Genomic DNA, 15,586 nt, shown 5'->3' with positions numbered 1-15,586 from the left:
AGGAGGCAATCATGCATGCACATCCCTGGTGTAAACGCCTGCAAACTTCGTTGCCGGATGAGAAGTTGCGCGCTGCGGTGTTGGCCGACGATCCGCTTTGGGAAAAGGTAGAAACAGAGCTGGTCAAACTGGGATCGCTGGCGCACAACCAGGTCGATCTTAATGTGGTGGCGGGTTATTGCCTGACGTTGCTGGAAAGCAAGACCAAAGACATGCGGGTATTGGTGCAGCTATTGCGCTGCTTACAGCACCCGGCTAAAGCGACGCCGTTTTCTACCGCGCTGATGTTGTTGGACAGTTGGCTGGAGAGTTACTGGGTTACCGCCTGGCCTGCCAGTCCGGTTCAAAAACAAAAGTTGATGATCCAGATTGTTCGGCGTTTTGAGGGCGCGCTCCCGCGCATTGCAGAGAGCGCATCCAGTGCAGAGTTAGAGCAATTACAGCAGTTAACTGAGCAAGTGGCGACCCGCTGGGGCGAACTGGTTAGCGACAAAGCCTCGCTGGTGGATGAGTTGGTGCAGGGATTTAAACTTGCCAGACAGCGGCAACAGGCACAAGAGAAGGCGAACCAAACGGCAAATCTGCCCCCGGCAGCGAGCAGCAGCGGTGCCACTGGGGAGAGTGACACTCGCGCCAGTACAGCCTCTACGCCGCCTGTCGGTTCCGTGGAAATTAATTCATCCGACGAGCGCGGATGGCGGCAAACCCAGTTGAATGTTGCGACGCTGCTGGTTGAGCGTCATCCCGACTCACCGATCGGCTACCGCCTGCGACGTCATGCTATCTGGTCCGGCATTGCGACTCCGCCGATGTCGGCCAAGGGGAATAAAACCCAATTGGCACCCGTCTCGGCAGATCGTGTGGATGAATACCAAAGTGCGCTGGCACAGGCTGATTTGGCACTGTGGGAACGTATAGAACAAAGTCTGGTGCTGGCTCCTTATTGGTTTGATGGCCATATGTTGTCGGCCTCGGTGGCATCGCGGTTGGGGCATGCTCCTGTTGCGACAGCCATTGCTGAAGAGCTTTCTGCATTTATTCAGCGTTTGCCGGAGTTGCGTGAACTGGCATTCAGCGATGGCGCACCATTTTTGACAGGGAAGTGTAGCCAGTGGTTGCAGTCCAGCCAGCCGGTGCGCGGTGGTGGCGGCGCGCGGCAGGACGATCTGGCGACGGAGGCGGCTGCCTGTCGGGACGAGAAAGGCATCGGGGCGGCGATGTTGTTATTGGATGAGCGCATGCGTCGCCTGAAAGAGCCTCGCGACCGTTTTTATGCCGAGCTGGTACTGGCGGATTTACTCGCCGAAGAAGGAATGAAATCACTGGCAGCACAGCACTATCAGCACATGTGGCAGGAAAGCCAGCAATTGGGCCTGATGCAATGGGAACCGGGAATGGTCAGCCGCGTGGAGCGGTTGGCGGCATCCCGCAAAAAATAAGACATTCGGAGTGAATGGTCACTTATGTTTAAAACAATTATAACCTTTCTACGCAAGCAGTTGCCTAAACTGAAACCCTCCTGGCTGCTTTTGGGGGCGCTACTGTGGGTCGTGGTGTTGGTTCTGGCCTGGTGGCTGGGGCCGAGTTTGACGGTAGGCGAGTCGCGTCCGTTACAGGGGATCTGGGGCCGCGTGGTGTTCACGCTGGTCTGGCTGTGGCTGGCGTTCTCCTATAGTGCCTGGCTGGTATGGCGGCGTGTGCAACTGATGCGGTCAGAGCGTCATGAGCAACAGGTGACCGAGCAGGATCCCCTACAGGTGTATGTCGACGGCCAGCAGACGTTTCTCGATCGCTGGCTGGACGCGTTTCAGACCCAGTTGGGTAAAAAAGCGCTGTATGCGATGCCGTGGTATCTGACGATTGGTTTGGCTGGCAGTGGTAAAAGTAGCCTGATCCACCGTGCCAACCCGGCAAATAAAATGAATCCGAAGCTGGATGCAGAGCTGCGGGATGTGGCAGCAGGCCAGCAGGTGAGCAGTTGGGTCGGAGAATCTGCCGTCATCTGGGATCCTAGCGGGCAGCTACTGGCACAGCCTGAATTGGAAGGCGATGCGCTCGGGCAGCGTCATGCTCGGCTATGGCAGCACCTGCTACAGTGGCTCAGTGAGAATCGCCGCCGCCAGCCGCTTAACGGTCTGGTTCTTACGCTGGATATCTCCTGGCTGGCACAGGCTGGTGTCGCAGATCGCAAAGCCTACGCGCAAGTCATGCGTGCCCGTTTGCAGGAAATTTCGGTCAGCATCAATACGCGTTTACCGGTGTATATCGCACTGACTCGGTTGGATATGCTGAGCGGCTTCGACAAGGTCTATCGCCAGTTGAACCGCGACGCGCGTCAGGCGGTATTAGGGGTGACGTTTACCCCACAGGCGAGCAACAGCAAAGGCTGGTTAGAAGAGCTGGAGCGTTTTTGGGATGAGTGGGTCACGCACCTGAATGACAACCTGCCAGACATGCTGTTGACCCAATCGGACAGAAGCGTGCGCAATTCGCTGTTCTCGTTTGTTCGCCAGTTGGCCGGGGTGAAAGACTATGTGATGGAAGTGCTGACGGAAACGTTAGCAATAGGTGAAGATCGCGCGTTCCTGATCCGTGGCGTCTACGTCAGCTCTGTTTATCAACAAGGGGTGCCGTTTGATGCTTTTGCACAGTCGGCCTCCCGACGTTATCAACTGCCAGAGCCGATTAACCCCGCGCTGCGCGGTGAATCGAATACGTTTTTTGTCCAGCGTCTCTTCCCTGACGTCATTTTCCCTGAAGCCAGCTTGGCCGGAGAAAACCGACTGCATAGCCTCTATCGTCGGCGTCGGTTGAGTATTGGTGTGGGCTGCATGCTGCTCGCCGGTTTGGTGCTGGTGGGCAGTTGGCACCATTTCTATCGGGTCAATGAAGAAGCCGGGCGTAACGTACTGACGAAAGCGCAGGCGTTTATCGGCACTAATGAACTGGAAGGCCAACCGGGCTACGGCTATCAGCAGTTGCCGCGTCTGAATTTGATTCGTGATGCGACATTATCTTTTGGTAACTATCACGAACGCACGCCGCTGCTGGCCGATCTGGGTCTGTATCAGGGCGATAAGATCGGGCCTTATGTCGAGGGCACCTATCTGCAAATGCTGAATCAGCGCTTTTTACCGGCGGTGATGCAGGGGTTGCTGGAGGATTTGAATCAGGCGCCTGCCAATAGCGAGCAAAAACTGACCATTCTGCGTGTGATGCGCATGCTGGACGATGCTTCTGGGCGCAATAAAGCGCTGGTCGAACAGTTTATGGCGCAGCGCTGGCAAAAGGCATTTCCTGCTCAAGGTCAGGTGCAGGAAGAACTGATGCAACATCTGGATTACGCCCTCGATCATACCAACTGGCATCAGTCCCGTGAGCAAAAAGATGCGGTAGCGATTAGCACTTTTGCACCGTTTAATGGGCCGATTACGCTGGCTCAGCAGGAACTAAGCAAACTGCCGATGTATCAGCGCGTTTATCAGAGTCTGGTCATGAAGGCGACTCAAGTGCTGCCGCCGGATTTAGCGATCCGTGATGAAGTCGGGCCGACGTTTGATCCGGTGTTTTCGCTGCGTAACGACAAAGCGGGGAGTGTGCCACGACTGCTAACCTATCCCGGCTTCAGTGATTATTACCTCAAGCAGGACAAAGCGCTGCTAGAGCTGACGGCATTGGATGCCTGGGTTCTGGGACAGCGTGAACGTGCACAGTTCAGCGAGGCCGATCGGCGGGAAATTCTGCGTCAGGTGAATGACCGCTACATTACGGATTACATCAACCAGTGGCAGAAAGTGTTAGCGAACATTGATGTGCAGGCGCTCGATACGCCAGAACAGGCGCTCGATATCCTCACGGACATTACCGGTAACGATCAGCCCTTCCAGCGCGTGCTGACGACGGTCAGTGATAACACCCGCATTCGTAAGCTTGCCGATGATGATAACGACACGGCGCAGAACATCAATACGCGTACTGGTCGTCCGTTTATGACCATCAATGCGGCGCTGAGTGGACGCGGTGAGCAGGGGCCGCTGGTGCAAGAGGTCAATCAGAAACTGACCGATCTCTATCACTATCTCGACCAGATCGTTAACGCGACCGACCCGGGACAGGCGGCATTGAAGGCGATGCAGGCACGGCAGGGAAATAAATTTGCCGATCCGGTATTTGCCTTACAGCAATATGCTCGCAGCCTCCCTGCGCCGTTGGACCGCTGGGTAGGACAATTAGCCGGAGAGAGCGCCAGTCTGGTGACTGGGCTCGCGATGTCATCGCTGAATCAGGAATGGCTGGATAAAGTCGTGACGCCATTCAACGAGAAGCTGGCGAATCGTTACCCCTTCGATCCGTCATCCGACAAAGATGTGCCGCTATCGGAAATGGAAATGTTCTTCATGACGGGCGGAACGCTGGACAGCTTCTATCAAACCAACCTCAAAGCGATGATGGAAAGCGGCATGCTGGAAGAAGGCATGGCGTCGCCTATGCAGGCCGAGCTGATGAAACAGCTTGAACGCGCTAATCGTATCCGTCAGACCCTGTTTAATGCGCAGGGCAGCCTGGAAGTGCATTTCGTTCTGGAACCGCTGGAATTAACGGCGAACAAGCGCCGCAGCGTGCTGAATCTGGATGGACAGCTACTGGAATACAGCCACGGCCGTCGCCAGAAAACGCCGCTGGTGTGGCCAAACAGTATGCGCGACGGGGCTGAAAGCAAGTTAACACTGGTGCCGGACGATCGTGAGCGCTCGCCGCGCAGCCTGAGCTTTAACGGGCCGTGGGCCATGTTCCGGTTAATCAATAGCGATCAACTGACGAAGGTTAATGAGAACACCTTTGACGTGCGTTTCTCGCTGGAGAATGGGGCGATGACGTATCGCGTTTATACCGATGCCAGCCATAACCCGTTTGCTGGTGGTCTGTTCAGCCAATTCACGTTGTCTGACTCGCTTTATTAACTTAACTCTCGGGAGCTGGCTTAGGCTAATGCTGGTCACTTAAGCATGGATTTTGGGGGAAACACGGTAATGAGGTTCCCGTAGGGATGCCTCACACCGTGGTCGCCCCAGTATCTCACCCTTAAAACGATCAACATGACTCGCTCAGGCTCCCTATTGCTGGATGATGTGATATGCAAGATGCACAACAGGCCCTGAAAGTTGGCCGAGATCCACGGATGCTGCCGGAGTTTGACGCACTTCGGGCGGAAATTAACAAATTGAGTCATGCGTCTCGCCCTGATGTGGATTGGATGCTGGTGCACGATATGGCCACCACCATCTTTGAAAAGCAGGGCGTGGATCTTCAGACCGCGATCTACTTTACCCTGGCGCGTTCGCGTCTGGCTGGCTTGACGGGCTTCACGGAAAGCTGTGAATTTTTGGCGAACCTGATCGTGACACAGTGGGATAACTTCTGGCCACCGGTGCATCAGGAACGGGCGCGTATCGAGATGCTGGACTGGTTTATTGCCCGTATCAGCGAAGTCGTGCGGCAGTACGCCATCAGCCATGAGCATAAGCGACTGGTTTATCGTTGCGAACGTGCACTGCAACTGATGAGTGAAAAGCTGCACAACACGGGGTTAAGCCGTATTCCTCGCGTCGAGAATCTGCTGCACTTCGTCGAAGGTTATACGCATCTGTTTGATGAAACGGAAATTGTCATTGTGTCGGACGATCAGGAATTGAAAAAGCAGGATATGCAGATTCCCCCTATGGTGTTCTTTCATTCAGATATGGAGCCCGGGGCGACGGTACAGAGCGGGGGTTCATCGGGTTCAGGCCAGGCTGCATTGCCTGCGGGCAGCATTCTCATCGGACGGGAGAAAGGGCAAATGAAGCCGACGGTATTGAAAATTGAGGCGCATAAAAAACAGAAGCCAGCCTGGTTCTGGTTTGTTTCCGGGCTGCTGACCTGTGCCTTACCGGTTGCGGCCATTACGGGATGGCAGTATTGGCAAGAGCAAAAAGCCGATGCGTTGGCGCTACTGCAACAACCGGCGTATGCATTGCCCACGGCCCCTGACCATAATGACATTCGCCGGGTGCGTATTGTTCTGGGTGAGCAGAAATTGCAGGGCATGGAAGGTGAGCTGATCAACCGCTATCAGGCACAGTTGGAGCAGGTAAAAAATGCGTCACCGTTCTACCTCTATCAATACGGTAATGGATTGAAAAATGTGATGCAGCAACTCTACCCCGATTCGCTGGCGGTGAAGGAGATGGAGCGCCAATGGCAGATTGCGCTTGAACGTCAGCAGGGTGATGAGCCGAAAACGCTGGGTTACGAACAGGCGCGTGTCAGAGTCAACGATACCTTGCAGCAACTGCTGGAACTGGAGCGTCAGCGCCGGACGGTGACGATTTCCTACCTGAAATCAAAACTCTATGATATGCAAAAAGACCTGATGTCAGATGTTCCTTTCGGGATACGGCTGCGGGAACTTGAAGCGCGTAAAATCAAGAGCCAATCGCTAACGCCAGCGGAGTTGCGTGCGATGGAGGACGAACTGCGCTCCTTCAATATTCGTTTGTACCGTTTGCAGCAGGGTAATTCTGCCAGCTAATTATCGTGAAGGGAAAAACGCTGAGCACATGATGAAATACAAAAAACTATTGCTAGTCCTGTCGGCCTGTTGGCTGGCGTCTTGCCAGGCACCCGTCACATCGCTGCCTGAGTCGGAACTCGTGGCGTCAGCGAACCGAGGGAATGGTGAGGCGCAATATCATCTGGCGAAGACGCTAGCGGCGCGCGCGCAGTACACCGAGGCGATGCAGTGGATGCAAAAGGCATCTGGCCTGTCTGAACTCCCCGGTAATGCAGAAATGCGGGCTGCCGCTGCGCTTCAGGTGGGAGATTGGTATCAGGCCGGGTTAGGCGCACCAAAGAACAGCCCTTTTGCCCGCCGGTGGTGGACAACCTCTTCGCGTCTGGGAAATGGCGAAGCGGGGCATCGGCTTGGTATGGACTGTCAGGTTCAGCATCAGGGGAAATTGGTGGCGGCCTGCCTGAGTGCGTTTGAGTCTTCTGCGGAGAATGGCTATCCCCCGGCGCAACTGATTGTTGCCCAGTGGCACGCGACGCATGTAGGGGGGGAAAAAGATGCGGCATCGTGGTTGCTAAAAGCTTCCGAACTCGGTAACCGGGATGCGCAGTACCAACTGGCGCAGCGCTATGAACAAGGCAACGGTGTCGTTATCCGTCGCGATTTGGCTGAACGCTGGTACTTCCGCGCGGCGACGCTGGGGCAGGCACAGGCGCAACTGTGGATGGCCCGACATGAAGACGGCGAGAATGCGTTGAACTGGTATCAAAAATCTGCGTCATCAGGCGATGCTGAAGCACAGCTCTGGTTGGGCAAGGCATACCGTGAAGGTAAGCGCTTACCTTGGGATGAGCAGAAGGCGCGTTATTGGCTGGAGCGTGCCGCAACCGGAGGGTCGGGCGAGGCCGATTATTTGCTCAGCCAGAAACAGACAAGCCATGAAAAACGCGATCAATATTTGGTACAGGCTTCCTCTGCTGGCTATACCCGGGCGCAACGCGATCTGGGTGAACAGTTATTTAAAGCGAATGAATTCGCGCGCGCGCGTGAAGAATATGCTAAAGCGGCATCGGCGGGAGACACCGGATCCCGACTGGCCTACGGTGAGATGTTGCGGCTGGGACAAGGTGGGAAAGAGGACTATGTTGAGGCGATGAAGCAGTACCGCCTGGCTGCGAATGACGGCAACCGCATGGCTCAGTACCGTATGGGCATGATGCGTCAGGATGGGCTGGGAGCGTCCCGCAATCGTATTCATGCCTACGCTTGGTATGCTATGGCCGCGACGGAGGGGATGAGCGAAGCCATTCATGCTCGTAACGATCTGGAAGCGACAATGCAGCCGGATGAAATTAAAGCCGGACAGCGATTGGCGATGCATTGGTCGTCGGGTAAGACGGAGTAATCTCTGATAGTAAATTATTAATATCGGAACCGGACATTCACCAAGATGATGCCAACTCCAGGTTGTCGAAGCCTCACCGTTCTGCCTCTAGCCCGGGTTTGTCCCGGGTTTTTTTGCGATGTGGTAGACAATAACTCAGGTATTTTATTTAATCAGGATTGTGACGTGTCGTTCAGAGGTAACCTTGGGCGTGCGGTAGCCATGCCTAATTTTTGGGCCACCGATGGTGGCGGTATTGCGGAGCATTCAGAAAGGCGATGAAACCGCAATTCGTCATCAACAAGTCAACGCGATCTGAACAAAAGCGTAAAAATGGCGATAATCCGTGATGCGGTGAAGGAATGTATCATTGAGGAGAGGACGATGAAATGGGGCAGAGAAATTTAAGAGAGGTATTAAAGGATGCCGAAAATATTGATTGGCATTTGGCTTTATATCTTCCCAAGGAGGTGTCAGCTTGGAATTTGGACTCATTAGTTATGATAGAAGACCCTGACGATGTAGACTCCGATGAGCCAGATGAAGATCCTAATGTGGTTAAAAATGCTGGATATAGATATGTCATGGGAATTCAATCAATACAAGGCATCGTTAATAATGCTAAACTCCAGTTGAATAATATTTCAGATGAGTCTTTATTTACAAGCTTTATATTCTACTTTGAGCGTGACGCTTTTATTGAATTGTAAATGCTCATAGTGTCTTTATTTTATTGAAAGTGACCTTGGTAATGTTTTTATTATACGAAACTTCAAAATGAAAAATAATTTAAATTTTCGGTTTATCGATTTATCTGAGAGGTTAAATACATCGTATGATAATAACTATCCCTCTGATGAAGATGAATATATTGAGAATAAGAAGATAAAATCAGAGGTTGTTTGTTTTATTTGTGATGCACACGCTTGTGGTGAGCGGTTATTGGTTGAGAAAGCATTTAAACTGCTTTTAGATAACACGGGATGCCAAGAGGATTTTGATATTTTGGAAGAAATCATATCCCCTGTCCTTAAGAATAAAATAATCGATAGCGAATTATTGAATAAATATCTAAAAGATAGCCCGTTATTTCGTTGGTTCTAAATGAATTAAAATATAGGACATCAAAATAAAATAGCTGAAAACGATCTTAAATCATCTTTTATAGCGGATGCATAGGGGCGACTTATCCGGAATGAAATAACTATGATGAATGTAGATAGCTTTATTAGCGTTGGCGATGGTTTCGTTAGTGTTAGTGAGTTTAAGGGGAAGATAAAGTGCTCTGGGTATATTGATGGGGCAATGTCGCTCACTATCAACTACGTTGAAATTATAAATATATCAATGTGGGATTATATAGATCAGTTATGGATTTATATATTAAACGCTTTATTTGATTTGGCTAATGGACATGATGTTGAGTTCTATTTTCCCGATCAACCAATCAAAGTGACGATGACGAACGTAAAAGATAATGTTTTTTTAAAAGTTGATGATTCAGGGGTTATGGTAGATAAATATGAGTTTATGATTTTCATGGCAAATTCATGCCTGAATTTTTTAAGAGATATGATGAGTATAAATGGTACTCCTGATTATGGCTCTGAAATTAAATTGTCGTTAATGTTAATTGAAAAATTAAACTCAAAATGGAAGTGGGAAGATTAGATCTAGAATATATGACCCCAATCTGAATAGGGTAGAAGATGTGTTATGAAATACTCTTACAGAGTGACTAAGTATAAAGATAGTGATGGGAGTGATGATGTCCATTCAGCTCCCGGTGAATGGACCAGCTTTTTTGACGTCGGTGATAAGGTTGACATTAATGATTATACTGAAGTGGAAAACCAATATGTTGATTTTGTAATAAAAGCGTGTTCGTTTTTTTCGGTTAACGAATGTAAACTTAAGAATGTTGAAATAAATAGTGATGTTGATTACTTAAATGATCAAAGGGTTAAGGCTGGCTTAATTAGTGAGGTTGTCAGGAATATATTGAGGGAAAAGGCTTGGTGTAAATTAGTGAGTGATTCCCTAGAGTTTCATTTTGGATATGATTTTTACATGTATTTTTTATCACGTGAAGATCCTATGCGTTTCTTTAATGAATTAAAATCCCCATTAACTGTGAAAAAATATGTGTCACCCTATTTGTAAATAACCACCGAAAAATAACTCACCATTTTTTTCAATAAAATAGAGGTTGCATGAAATATATTTCTTGCCAGAATTGTTATTCTAATTATGAGCCAGCAGAAATGCGGTGCCCAGATTGTAACGCCTCACAGGGAAAAAAAGACGATGGATTGATTGTTTTCACAGATTCGGTTCGATATGAGATATCTCGACTTGGTGGCATTGTTTACGATATCATTCCACTTCCTTTTTATCGGTATATCATTCCATGCGAATGGGGGGTGATATTCTTTGATAATAAAAAACAGACTTCCTGGAACTATCTTTGTGGAATAATCAATTCTGTAACGGTACATGACTATGTGGAAGTTTGTCATGGTGTACATAAAGACTATCTTGCTATCGATAAAGGTAAGTTAATTAAACGAGAATTATTGAAATAAGATAGTCCTCCCCTGCATCATGTGCCGCAGGATCATTTATGCCATGGTATTTCGGCAGTGTACGAGCGTTATGTTATCTTACATTTGAAAATTTTTGTAGTACGCCTCGAATAATGAATATTGAACCACATATAAAATCTTTCATGAAAAAAAACGCGAAATAGATATGAGATTTTCTATTGCAGTCAATACAGGATTAAATTCTTCGAAAACGGCTGATATGATAGAACACATATTTCCTACTTTTATAAGGAATACCGCCTTTTCCTTTTTTGAAAATAAGAATATGTTAGTTTTAGATAATAATTGTGAGCATGATGATGAAAAGATCCATGATGCGGATGGATGGATGTTTTATTAATATGAAATATCAGTATTTCCTATTAATGAAACGGATTTAGAATATCAAAGGAAGTTGTCGAAGAGTGTGTTAGAAGTCTTTGTAAATAACGGTTTTTTGACTGAAATTATTTGCGATGACGATTTTTACGATGAGTCAATTAGTTGATTTATATTTTTGATGTTGTGATGATGATTGGATATATGATCACATAGTATGTTTTCATTAGGAGTATAAGCCATTGTAAGAATGGTTCCTTTCGGTTGCGAAAAAGAGAATGGAACGTATGAATATTAAAGATGCTTGTTTAATATTAAATGAGTGGGTTTTTCTGAGTAATGGCGTGATGATAGATATCGGTGCTGATGAGAAATACTCTTTTACCAGAAATGCTTATTTAAGTGAGAGTGAGTTATCGTTTTTTGAGAACGAAAGTAAAATTAAATTACCTGATGAGTATAAGGAGTTTTTAATTGCAGTCGGTTCTGTCGATATTTTCGTTGGTGAAGTCAGTTCAGGTATAGAAATACTATCACCTTTTGATGTAAAAAAATTCTCAAAATCTGTTTTTGAGAATTATGGTGATGATTTATTTCCAAATTTATTTTTAACCACATCTATACCAAAACTTGGCTATTTTGGTGGTTTTTTATTAGATGGTGATTTAGGAAATAATTACGGAGTGTTTTATCCAGAAACTCCACCAGAGTTGTGGATAGAAGAGTGTGATTTTATATCATTTAATGACTGGATTGTTAGATTGATTGAGTTTAAGTCAAAGAAAATATAAACGCAGTTGGCGGATAAGATGTGATTATTCCGACATTAATGTATTCACAGCGTTGCAGGATGGCGAAATTCGGTGAAGGCTATCTTGAATAGGATGTGTTATGTCAAATGATGTATTTGGATTTATATATCCATCTCCCAAGGGGGATGATTATAAAAAACTCATTGATTATATATCTAGCATCGATATCGGTGTTTTTAGAATTGGTAAGGAAGAACTGTTTAATATCCCTCATGAAATGATTCCTGATGGAGATATCTTTTCATTTTTAATTGGTGATAGGCCAGGTTACCCTAACGCCACCTACTTGATTGACTATTGTGAATATGATCCTGACTCATCAGTCAGGGGATTTCCTAGTAATCCAAAAGATAGATTGAATATACTTTTAGATGTTATTTCTGCTATTTTCTTAATCACTAATCCTGAAAAAATGCTTGTCGCATTGACTGACAGTAGTCAGATTGAAAGAATAGAGAGAATAAATCATTCAGATATCTATAATGTCATTTCTGGTGATTTTGAAATACATCAAGGTCCACCTGATACGCTGTATGAAATAGTGTGGTGATGAATATGTTAAAATTTTTAATGTATTAAAGGCGCTAATAGTAAGATGAGTGATTTTATGATCATAGATATGTTAGATGAAATAACCAATGGATATGATGGACTTATCAAAAGGATTGCTTTTACCTCTTTTGATAGTGTGGCTATTGATGTGTCCGTTATCCGAAAAAAAGATAAGAAATGGGGGGGCGTTACATTTAAATTAAAAGGGCTGGTCGAATTCGCTGTTAAGCAAAATATAAAAAATAATAATGTGGTGATGAGTAATGGCATAGCCTATCAGTGTATAGATAATATCCATTATATTGATTTTTCTCCCTATTCTTGTGATATGAGCGATGTTAGTGATTACCGTATGTCAGATGTATATTTTGCTGCAAGAGAAATTGAATATTATAGTAATGATTGTTTATAAAAGATGCGTGTGGTTCAAATCTTTGTTATGAGACTCTATGAAGAAGAATGAATTAGTTAATGTATTGAGAGCGCGATTTCCTCTCTTTGCTAATACAAATGACGATGATGATGTTTATTTATTATATGGATCTTTTGGATCGTTTTTTATTGATTTAATCAATTTGCGTTTTTTTAATCGCTGTGATATTAGATATTATTTTTATAGTGATGTTGAGTTAATTTATAAAGACGTATCTCTTCTTGATGAAGAAATAAAGAAGATCTATTACTTTATCGATGAACTCTATTTGAGTTTTGATTCAGAGATTGCTGATGTATTAAACACATGTATATTTGAAGCAATTATGGATAGTGATTTTAGCTATGATTTAGCGAGGAAATATCTCAGCAAAGAAGCATATAATCACTATGTAGAGATAACGAAATAATTTCTGTATATCAGTGGGGAATTATTTAGTTATCTAACAGGACTTCTTCATGAATAGTTTTTTGATATATCAGATTTCTTATAAATTATTTTTCTGAGAGCAAATCTACATCGATGGAGTGAACAGTATGAGTCTCAGTGATATAGGAAAGAGCGTATGTGACCATCTTGCTTCAGCGTCGATTGATAAAGAGGTTGAAGAAATAGAAAAGTTGCTAAAAATAATTGATGAAGATAAGGATAGAGAAGAAATAAATTTGGCTATAGATAGTCTACTATCACGTTGTCATCCTCGTTGGCTAGGGGATTATTATATTGAAGATATCACTTATCAAGATTGGACTCATTTAATTTCGAAATTCCATAGATCTCTTAATAAATTAAAAAGAAAACTAAATCGTAATTATGGTGTGGTTTGATATTTTTTTTTTCATTATAATGAGTGAATCATTTTTTAGTCTGTATTTATTTGCGTAGTGATTTTACAGTCTGGTATGCCAATGTATAAGTAATGTTTTTAAAATCAACAATACGAGGTTTAAAGTGGTTAATGATATTTTTCAATCTGTTAGGGACGGTTTGAATGAAGAATTACTTGCTATGGTTAATATTGATAACATAAATATAGTTAATGAATATAATCAAAATTTATTGCATGAGGCTGTTGCTTGTGGAAATTTTATCTTAATTAATCGATTTATTGAATTGGGGATTGATGTTAACCACCAGGATAATAATGGTCAGACGCCTTTACACTACGCGGCGCAACGCAGAATGGAGGATGTTGGTGAGACGATTTTAATGAATAAAGGCGATGTTTTAGTTGCTGATAAATATGGTAATCAGCCCCTTTGGACCGCAGTGTTTAATGCCCGGGGAGACTACGGTATGGTCTGTTTGTTATTGAAGTATCATGCGGTTCCAGATCATAAAAATCATTATGGAAAATCTCCATTGGATTTTTCAAGACAAATTAAAGATGCTAAAATTATATCAATACTTGAAGGGTGATATAAATTTAATTTTTTTGATGTGGGGTTTGATTTTTACTTTTTATTTGAATGTAACTTGATGGAAATATGTTTGGTTGACATGGTTTTATGCCACGATTCTATCGTGAAATGACTCAATCACTTGGGGTTTTTTAGTGACCTTTTTAATGTCTACAATTAGATAGATTGGCTTTGTAAAATATAATTAATCAACATGGGATAGGTTTTTTCCATGAGCGGTGAAATAATGAATATTAAATTAATAAATAACTTCCTTACTTCAAATGGGTTCTCTAAAGATAATGATGTTAATTTTTTTAGAGTGAATAATGGTTTTTTAAATTGCATTAGTTTTCAAAGAATAACTACAGGAGATGTCTTTTTTATAAACTTGGGCATTCATCCTATTTTTGACCCAAAAGACACCCCATCTACTTTTAAAAGAGAGATTGATTGTTATATTCGCACTCGTTTGTCTACGGATAAGAGGTTAAGTGTTGAGTTATTCAATTCGTCAGAAGGGATCTCATTCGTTATTAATGAAATAGAAGAGAAAGCCTGGCATTTTTTTGATCTTTTTAGTTCTACTAATGATGTATTCTCTTGTTTAAGTATCGATGATATTAAAAATAAAAATATTCCTGAGAAACTTAATTCTGTTACTGTTGCTCGATTAGTATCGATGTGTGTTAATTATCATCTTTTCAACAATAATGTAAGTATGGCTCATGATTTTGCAAACTATGGCGTATGTGTCTCAGGGATGGCTATAGGAGAAAAGAAAAAATTTAAACAGATTTTAAAAAATATTGAAAAATATTTATTACCTTAGATTGTTTATTTTAACTAATAGTTTAATTATGTACCTTATCGGTTAATTATGAGGTTTTGGTCTGTACCGAAAACACTGAGTGTTATGGGAAGTACCTACAACATCTACTGCGCGTCAGACAATATTATCAGGGTAAATAGGACGGTTAAATAATGAAGATATCTGATTGTGCCAAAAAAAGACTCAAGGATATTGATTGGTTCGCTAATGTTAGTGCAGCGTATGATAGCGCTTTTTATCGAGTAGTAAATGTCAATGACTTCATTTCTTCTATAACAAGTAATGAGTGGGAAAATACGACTTTAGAAGCTAGGAATGAGATTACTGGTTTTTTGGCAAGAAAACATACTGTAATTTATCAAGAGTGGAATAAATTAACCAGGGAAGCTAGTGGTTTTGTTGATGAGAGTATTATTCCATTGATTCCAAAAATAAATGGGGTTGATATGGATGTGATTTTTGTTAATCTTAAGTGGGATTTAGCTGGTTATTTAGTCGAGGATGCTTATAAAGATAAATTACGTAGTGCACTTTTTTTTAATGAACTGACTTTCATTTATGAAAGAGGACATATTCCCTGCGGTTGGGATGGCGTCTGGCCGAACGGTAATTTAGTTATTTATTGATATATGCGTTTTTATAAGCGTCCACAGCGCGTCCTTCGTCTTTTATTGATGACTGTTGGGATTACGCGAAGTC

The 15,586-nt window shown here is 44.3% G+C and carries 17 protein-coding genes; all 17 read left to right on the top strand.

The genetic code is table 11. The features are described 5' to 3' along the window. Positions 1 to 11: 11 nt before the first annotated feature. On the top strand, positions 12 to 1,439 hold the full coding sequence (tssA, locus tag A8F97_RS13540; RefSeq protein ID WP_033070989.1) for a type VI secretion system protein TssA: 1,428 nt from the start codon (positions 12 to 14) through the stop codon (positions 1,437 to 1,439). 24 nt (positions 1,440 to 1,463) lie between these two features. After that, positions 1,464 to 4,961 carry a type VI secretion system membrane subunit TssM gene (tssM, locus tag A8F97_RS13535; RefSeq protein ID WP_033070990.1) on the top strand — a complete coding sequence of 1,166 codons (3,498 nt, stop codon included), beginning with the start codon at positions 1,464 to 1,466 and terminating at the stop codon, positions 4,959 to 4,961. Between the two features lie 173 nt (positions 4,962 to 5,134). Beyond that, entirely contained in the window at positions 5,135 to 6,571 is a 1,437-nt protein-coding gene (locus A8F97_RS13530) for a VasL domain-containing protein (RefSeq protein WP_033070991.1), read from the top strand. Between the two features lie 28 nt (positions 6,572 to 6,599). Next, positions 6,600 to 7,955 carry a tetratricopeptide repeat protein gene (locus A8F97_RS13525; RefSeq protein WP_025919902.1) on the top strand — a complete coding sequence of 452 codons (1,356 nt, stop codon included), beginning with the start codon at positions 6,600 to 6,602 and terminating at the stop codon, positions 7,953 to 7,955. 368 nt (positions 7,956 to 8,323) lie between these two features. Continuing rightward, a complete protein-coding gene (locus A8F97_RS13520; RefSeq protein WP_012822796.1) occupies positions 8,324 to 8,644 on the top strand; it encodes a DUF7716 domain-containing protein in 321 nt (106 codons plus the stop codon). A 67-nt stretch (positions 8,645 to 8,711) separates the two neighbouring features. Next, on the top strand, positions 8,712 to 9,038 hold the full coding sequence (locus A8F97_RS13515; RefSeq protein ID WP_012822797.1) for a hypothetical protein: 327 nt from the start codon (positions 8,712 to 8,714) through the stop codon (positions 9,036 to 9,038). A gap of 102 nt (positions 9,039 to 9,140) precedes the next feature. After that, positions 9,141 to 9,605, top strand: coding sequence for a hypothetical protein (locus A8F97_RS13510; RefSeq protein ID WP_012822798.1), 465 nt, complete (start codon positions 9,141 to 9,143; stop codon positions 9,603 to 9,605). Between the two features lie 45 nt (positions 9,606 to 9,650). Beyond that, a complete protein-coding gene (locus A8F97_RS13505) occupies positions 9,651 to 10,097 on the top strand; it encodes a hypothetical protein (protein WP_012822799.1) in 447 nt (148 codons plus the stop codon). A 50-nt stretch (positions 10,098 to 10,147) separates the two neighbouring features. Further along, entirely contained in the window at positions 10,148 to 10,519 is a 372-nt protein-coding gene (locus tag A8F97_RS23295; RefSeq protein ID WP_014698870.1) for a hypothetical protein, read from the top strand. Positions 10,520 to 11,145: 626 nt separating this feature from the next. Continuing rightward, positions 11,146 to 11,649 (top strand): SMI1/KNR4 family protein, encoded by a 504-nt coding sequence (locus A8F97_RS13495; protein ID WP_014698871.1) that lies wholly within the window; start codon positions 11,146 to 11,148, stop codon positions 11,647 to 11,649. A 100-nt stretch (positions 11,650 to 11,749) separates the two neighbouring features. Next, a complete protein-coding gene (locus A8F97_RS13490) occupies positions 11,750 to 12,220 on the top strand; it encodes a hypothetical protein (protein ID WP_012822803.1) in 471 nt (156 codons plus the stop codon). Positions 12,221 to 12,265: 45 nt separating this feature from the next. Continuing rightward, complete coding sequence (locus tag A8F97_RS13485; RefSeq protein WP_227001553.1) at positions 12,266 to 12,634, top strand: hypothetical protein; 369 nt, start codon at positions 12,266 to 12,268, stop codon at positions 12,632 to 12,634. Between the two features lie 37 nt (positions 12,635 to 12,671). Continuing rightward, positions 12,672 to 13,064: a hypothetical protein gene (locus A8F97_RS13480; RefSeq protein WP_025919906.1), complete on the top strand. Its 393-nt coding sequence runs from the start codon at positions 12,672 to 12,674 to the stop codon at positions 13,062 to 13,064. A gap of 127 nt (positions 13,065 to 13,191) precedes the next feature. Next, a complete protein-coding gene (locus A8F97_RS13475) occupies positions 13,192 to 13,482 on the top strand; it encodes a hypothetical protein (protein ID WP_025919907.1) in 291 nt (96 codons plus the stop codon). Positions 13,483 to 13,606: 124 nt separating this feature from the next. Next, positions 13,607 to 14,074 carry an ankyrin repeat domain-containing protein gene (locus tag A8F97_RS13470; RefSeq protein ID WP_033070993.1) on the top strand — a complete coding sequence of 156 codons (468 nt, stop codon included), beginning with the start codon at positions 13,607 to 13,609 and terminating at the stop codon, positions 14,072 to 14,074. A gap of 213 nt (positions 14,075 to 14,287) precedes the next feature. After that, positions 14,288 to 14,887: a DUF4304 domain-containing protein gene (locus A8F97_RS13465; RefSeq protein WP_050512611.1), complete on the top strand. Its 600-nt coding sequence runs from the start codon at positions 14,288 to 14,290 to the stop codon at positions 14,885 to 14,887. Positions 14,888 to 15,039: 152 nt separating this feature from the next. Beyond that, the gene (locus A8F97_RS13460; RefSeq protein ID WP_012822809.1) at positions 15,040 to 15,513 is read left to right on the top strand and encodes a hypothetical protein; all 474 of its coding nucleotides are present in this window, start codon (positions 15,040 to 15,042) and stop codon (positions 15,511 to 15,513) included. Positions 15,514 to 15,586 lie beyond the last annotated feature (73 nt).

It is taken from the genome of Pectobacterium parmentieri (assembly GCF_001742145.1).
Taxonomy (GTDB): Bacteria; Pseudomonadota; Gammaproteobacteria; order Enterobacterales; family Enterobacteriaceae; genus Pectobacterium; species Pectobacterium parmentieri.
Note: the sequence above shows the minus strand (reverse complement) of the source record. Positions and strands in the feature narration are given on the sequence as shown.

Coding starts and splice junctions, on each gene's coding strand:
- tssA (WP_033070989.1), top strand. CDS start 12: ATGCATGCACATCCCTGGTGTAAACGCCTGCAAACTTCGTTGCCGGAT.
- tssM (WP_033070990.1), top strand. CDS start 1,464: ATGTTTAAAACAATTATAACCTTTCTACGCAAGCAGTTGCCTAAACTG.
- A8F97_RS13530 (WP_033070991.1), top strand. CDS start 5,135: ATGCAAGATGCACAACAGGCCCTGAAAGTTGGCCGAGATCCACGGATG.
- A8F97_RS13525 (WP_025919902.1), top strand. CDS start 6,600: ATGATGAAATACAAAAAACTATTGCTAGTCCTGTCGGCCTGTTGGCTG.
- A8F97_RS13520 (WP_012822796.1), top strand. CDS start 8,324: ATGGGGCAGAGAAATTTAAGAGAGGTATTAAAGGATGCCGAAAATATT.
- A8F97_RS13515 (WP_012822797.1), top strand. CDS start 8,712: ATGAAAAATAATTTAAATTTTCGGTTTATCGATTTATCTGAGAGGTTA.
- A8F97_RS13510 (WP_012822798.1), top strand. CDS start 9,141: ATGATGAATGTAGATAGCTTTATTAGCGTTGGCGATGGTTTCGTTAGT.
- A8F97_RS13505 (WP_012822799.1), top strand. CDS start 9,651: ATGAAATACTCTTACAGAGTGACTAAGTATAAAGATAGTGATGGGAGT.
- A8F97_RS23295 (WP_014698870.1), top strand. CDS start 10,148: ATGAAATATATTTCTTGCCAGAATTGTTATTCTAATTATGAGCCAGCA.
- A8F97_RS13495 (WP_014698871.1), top strand. CDS start 11,146: ATGAATATTAAAGATGCTTGTTTAATATTAAATGAGTGGGTTTTTCTG.
- A8F97_RS13490 (WP_012822803.1), top strand. CDS start 11,750: ATGTCAAATGATGTATTTGGATTTATATATCCATCTCCCAAGGGGGAT.
- A8F97_RS13485 (WP_227001553.1), top strand. CDS start 12,266: ATGAGTGATTTTATGATCATAGATATGTTAGATGAAATAACCAATGGA.
- A8F97_RS13480 (WP_025919906.1), top strand. CDS start 12,672: ATGAAGAAGAATGAATTAGTTAATGTATTGAGAGCGCGATTTCCTCTC.
- A8F97_RS13475 (WP_025919907.1), top strand. CDS start 13,192: ATGAGTCTCAGTGATATAGGAAAGAGCGTATGTGACCATCTTGCTTCA.
- A8F97_RS13465 (WP_050512611.1), top strand. CDS start 14,288: ATGAGCGGTGAAATAATGAATATTAAATTAATAAATAACTTCCTTACT.
- A8F97_RS13460 (WP_012822809.1), top strand. CDS start 15,040: ATGAAGATATCTGATTGTGCCAAAAAAAGACTCAAGGATATTGATTGG.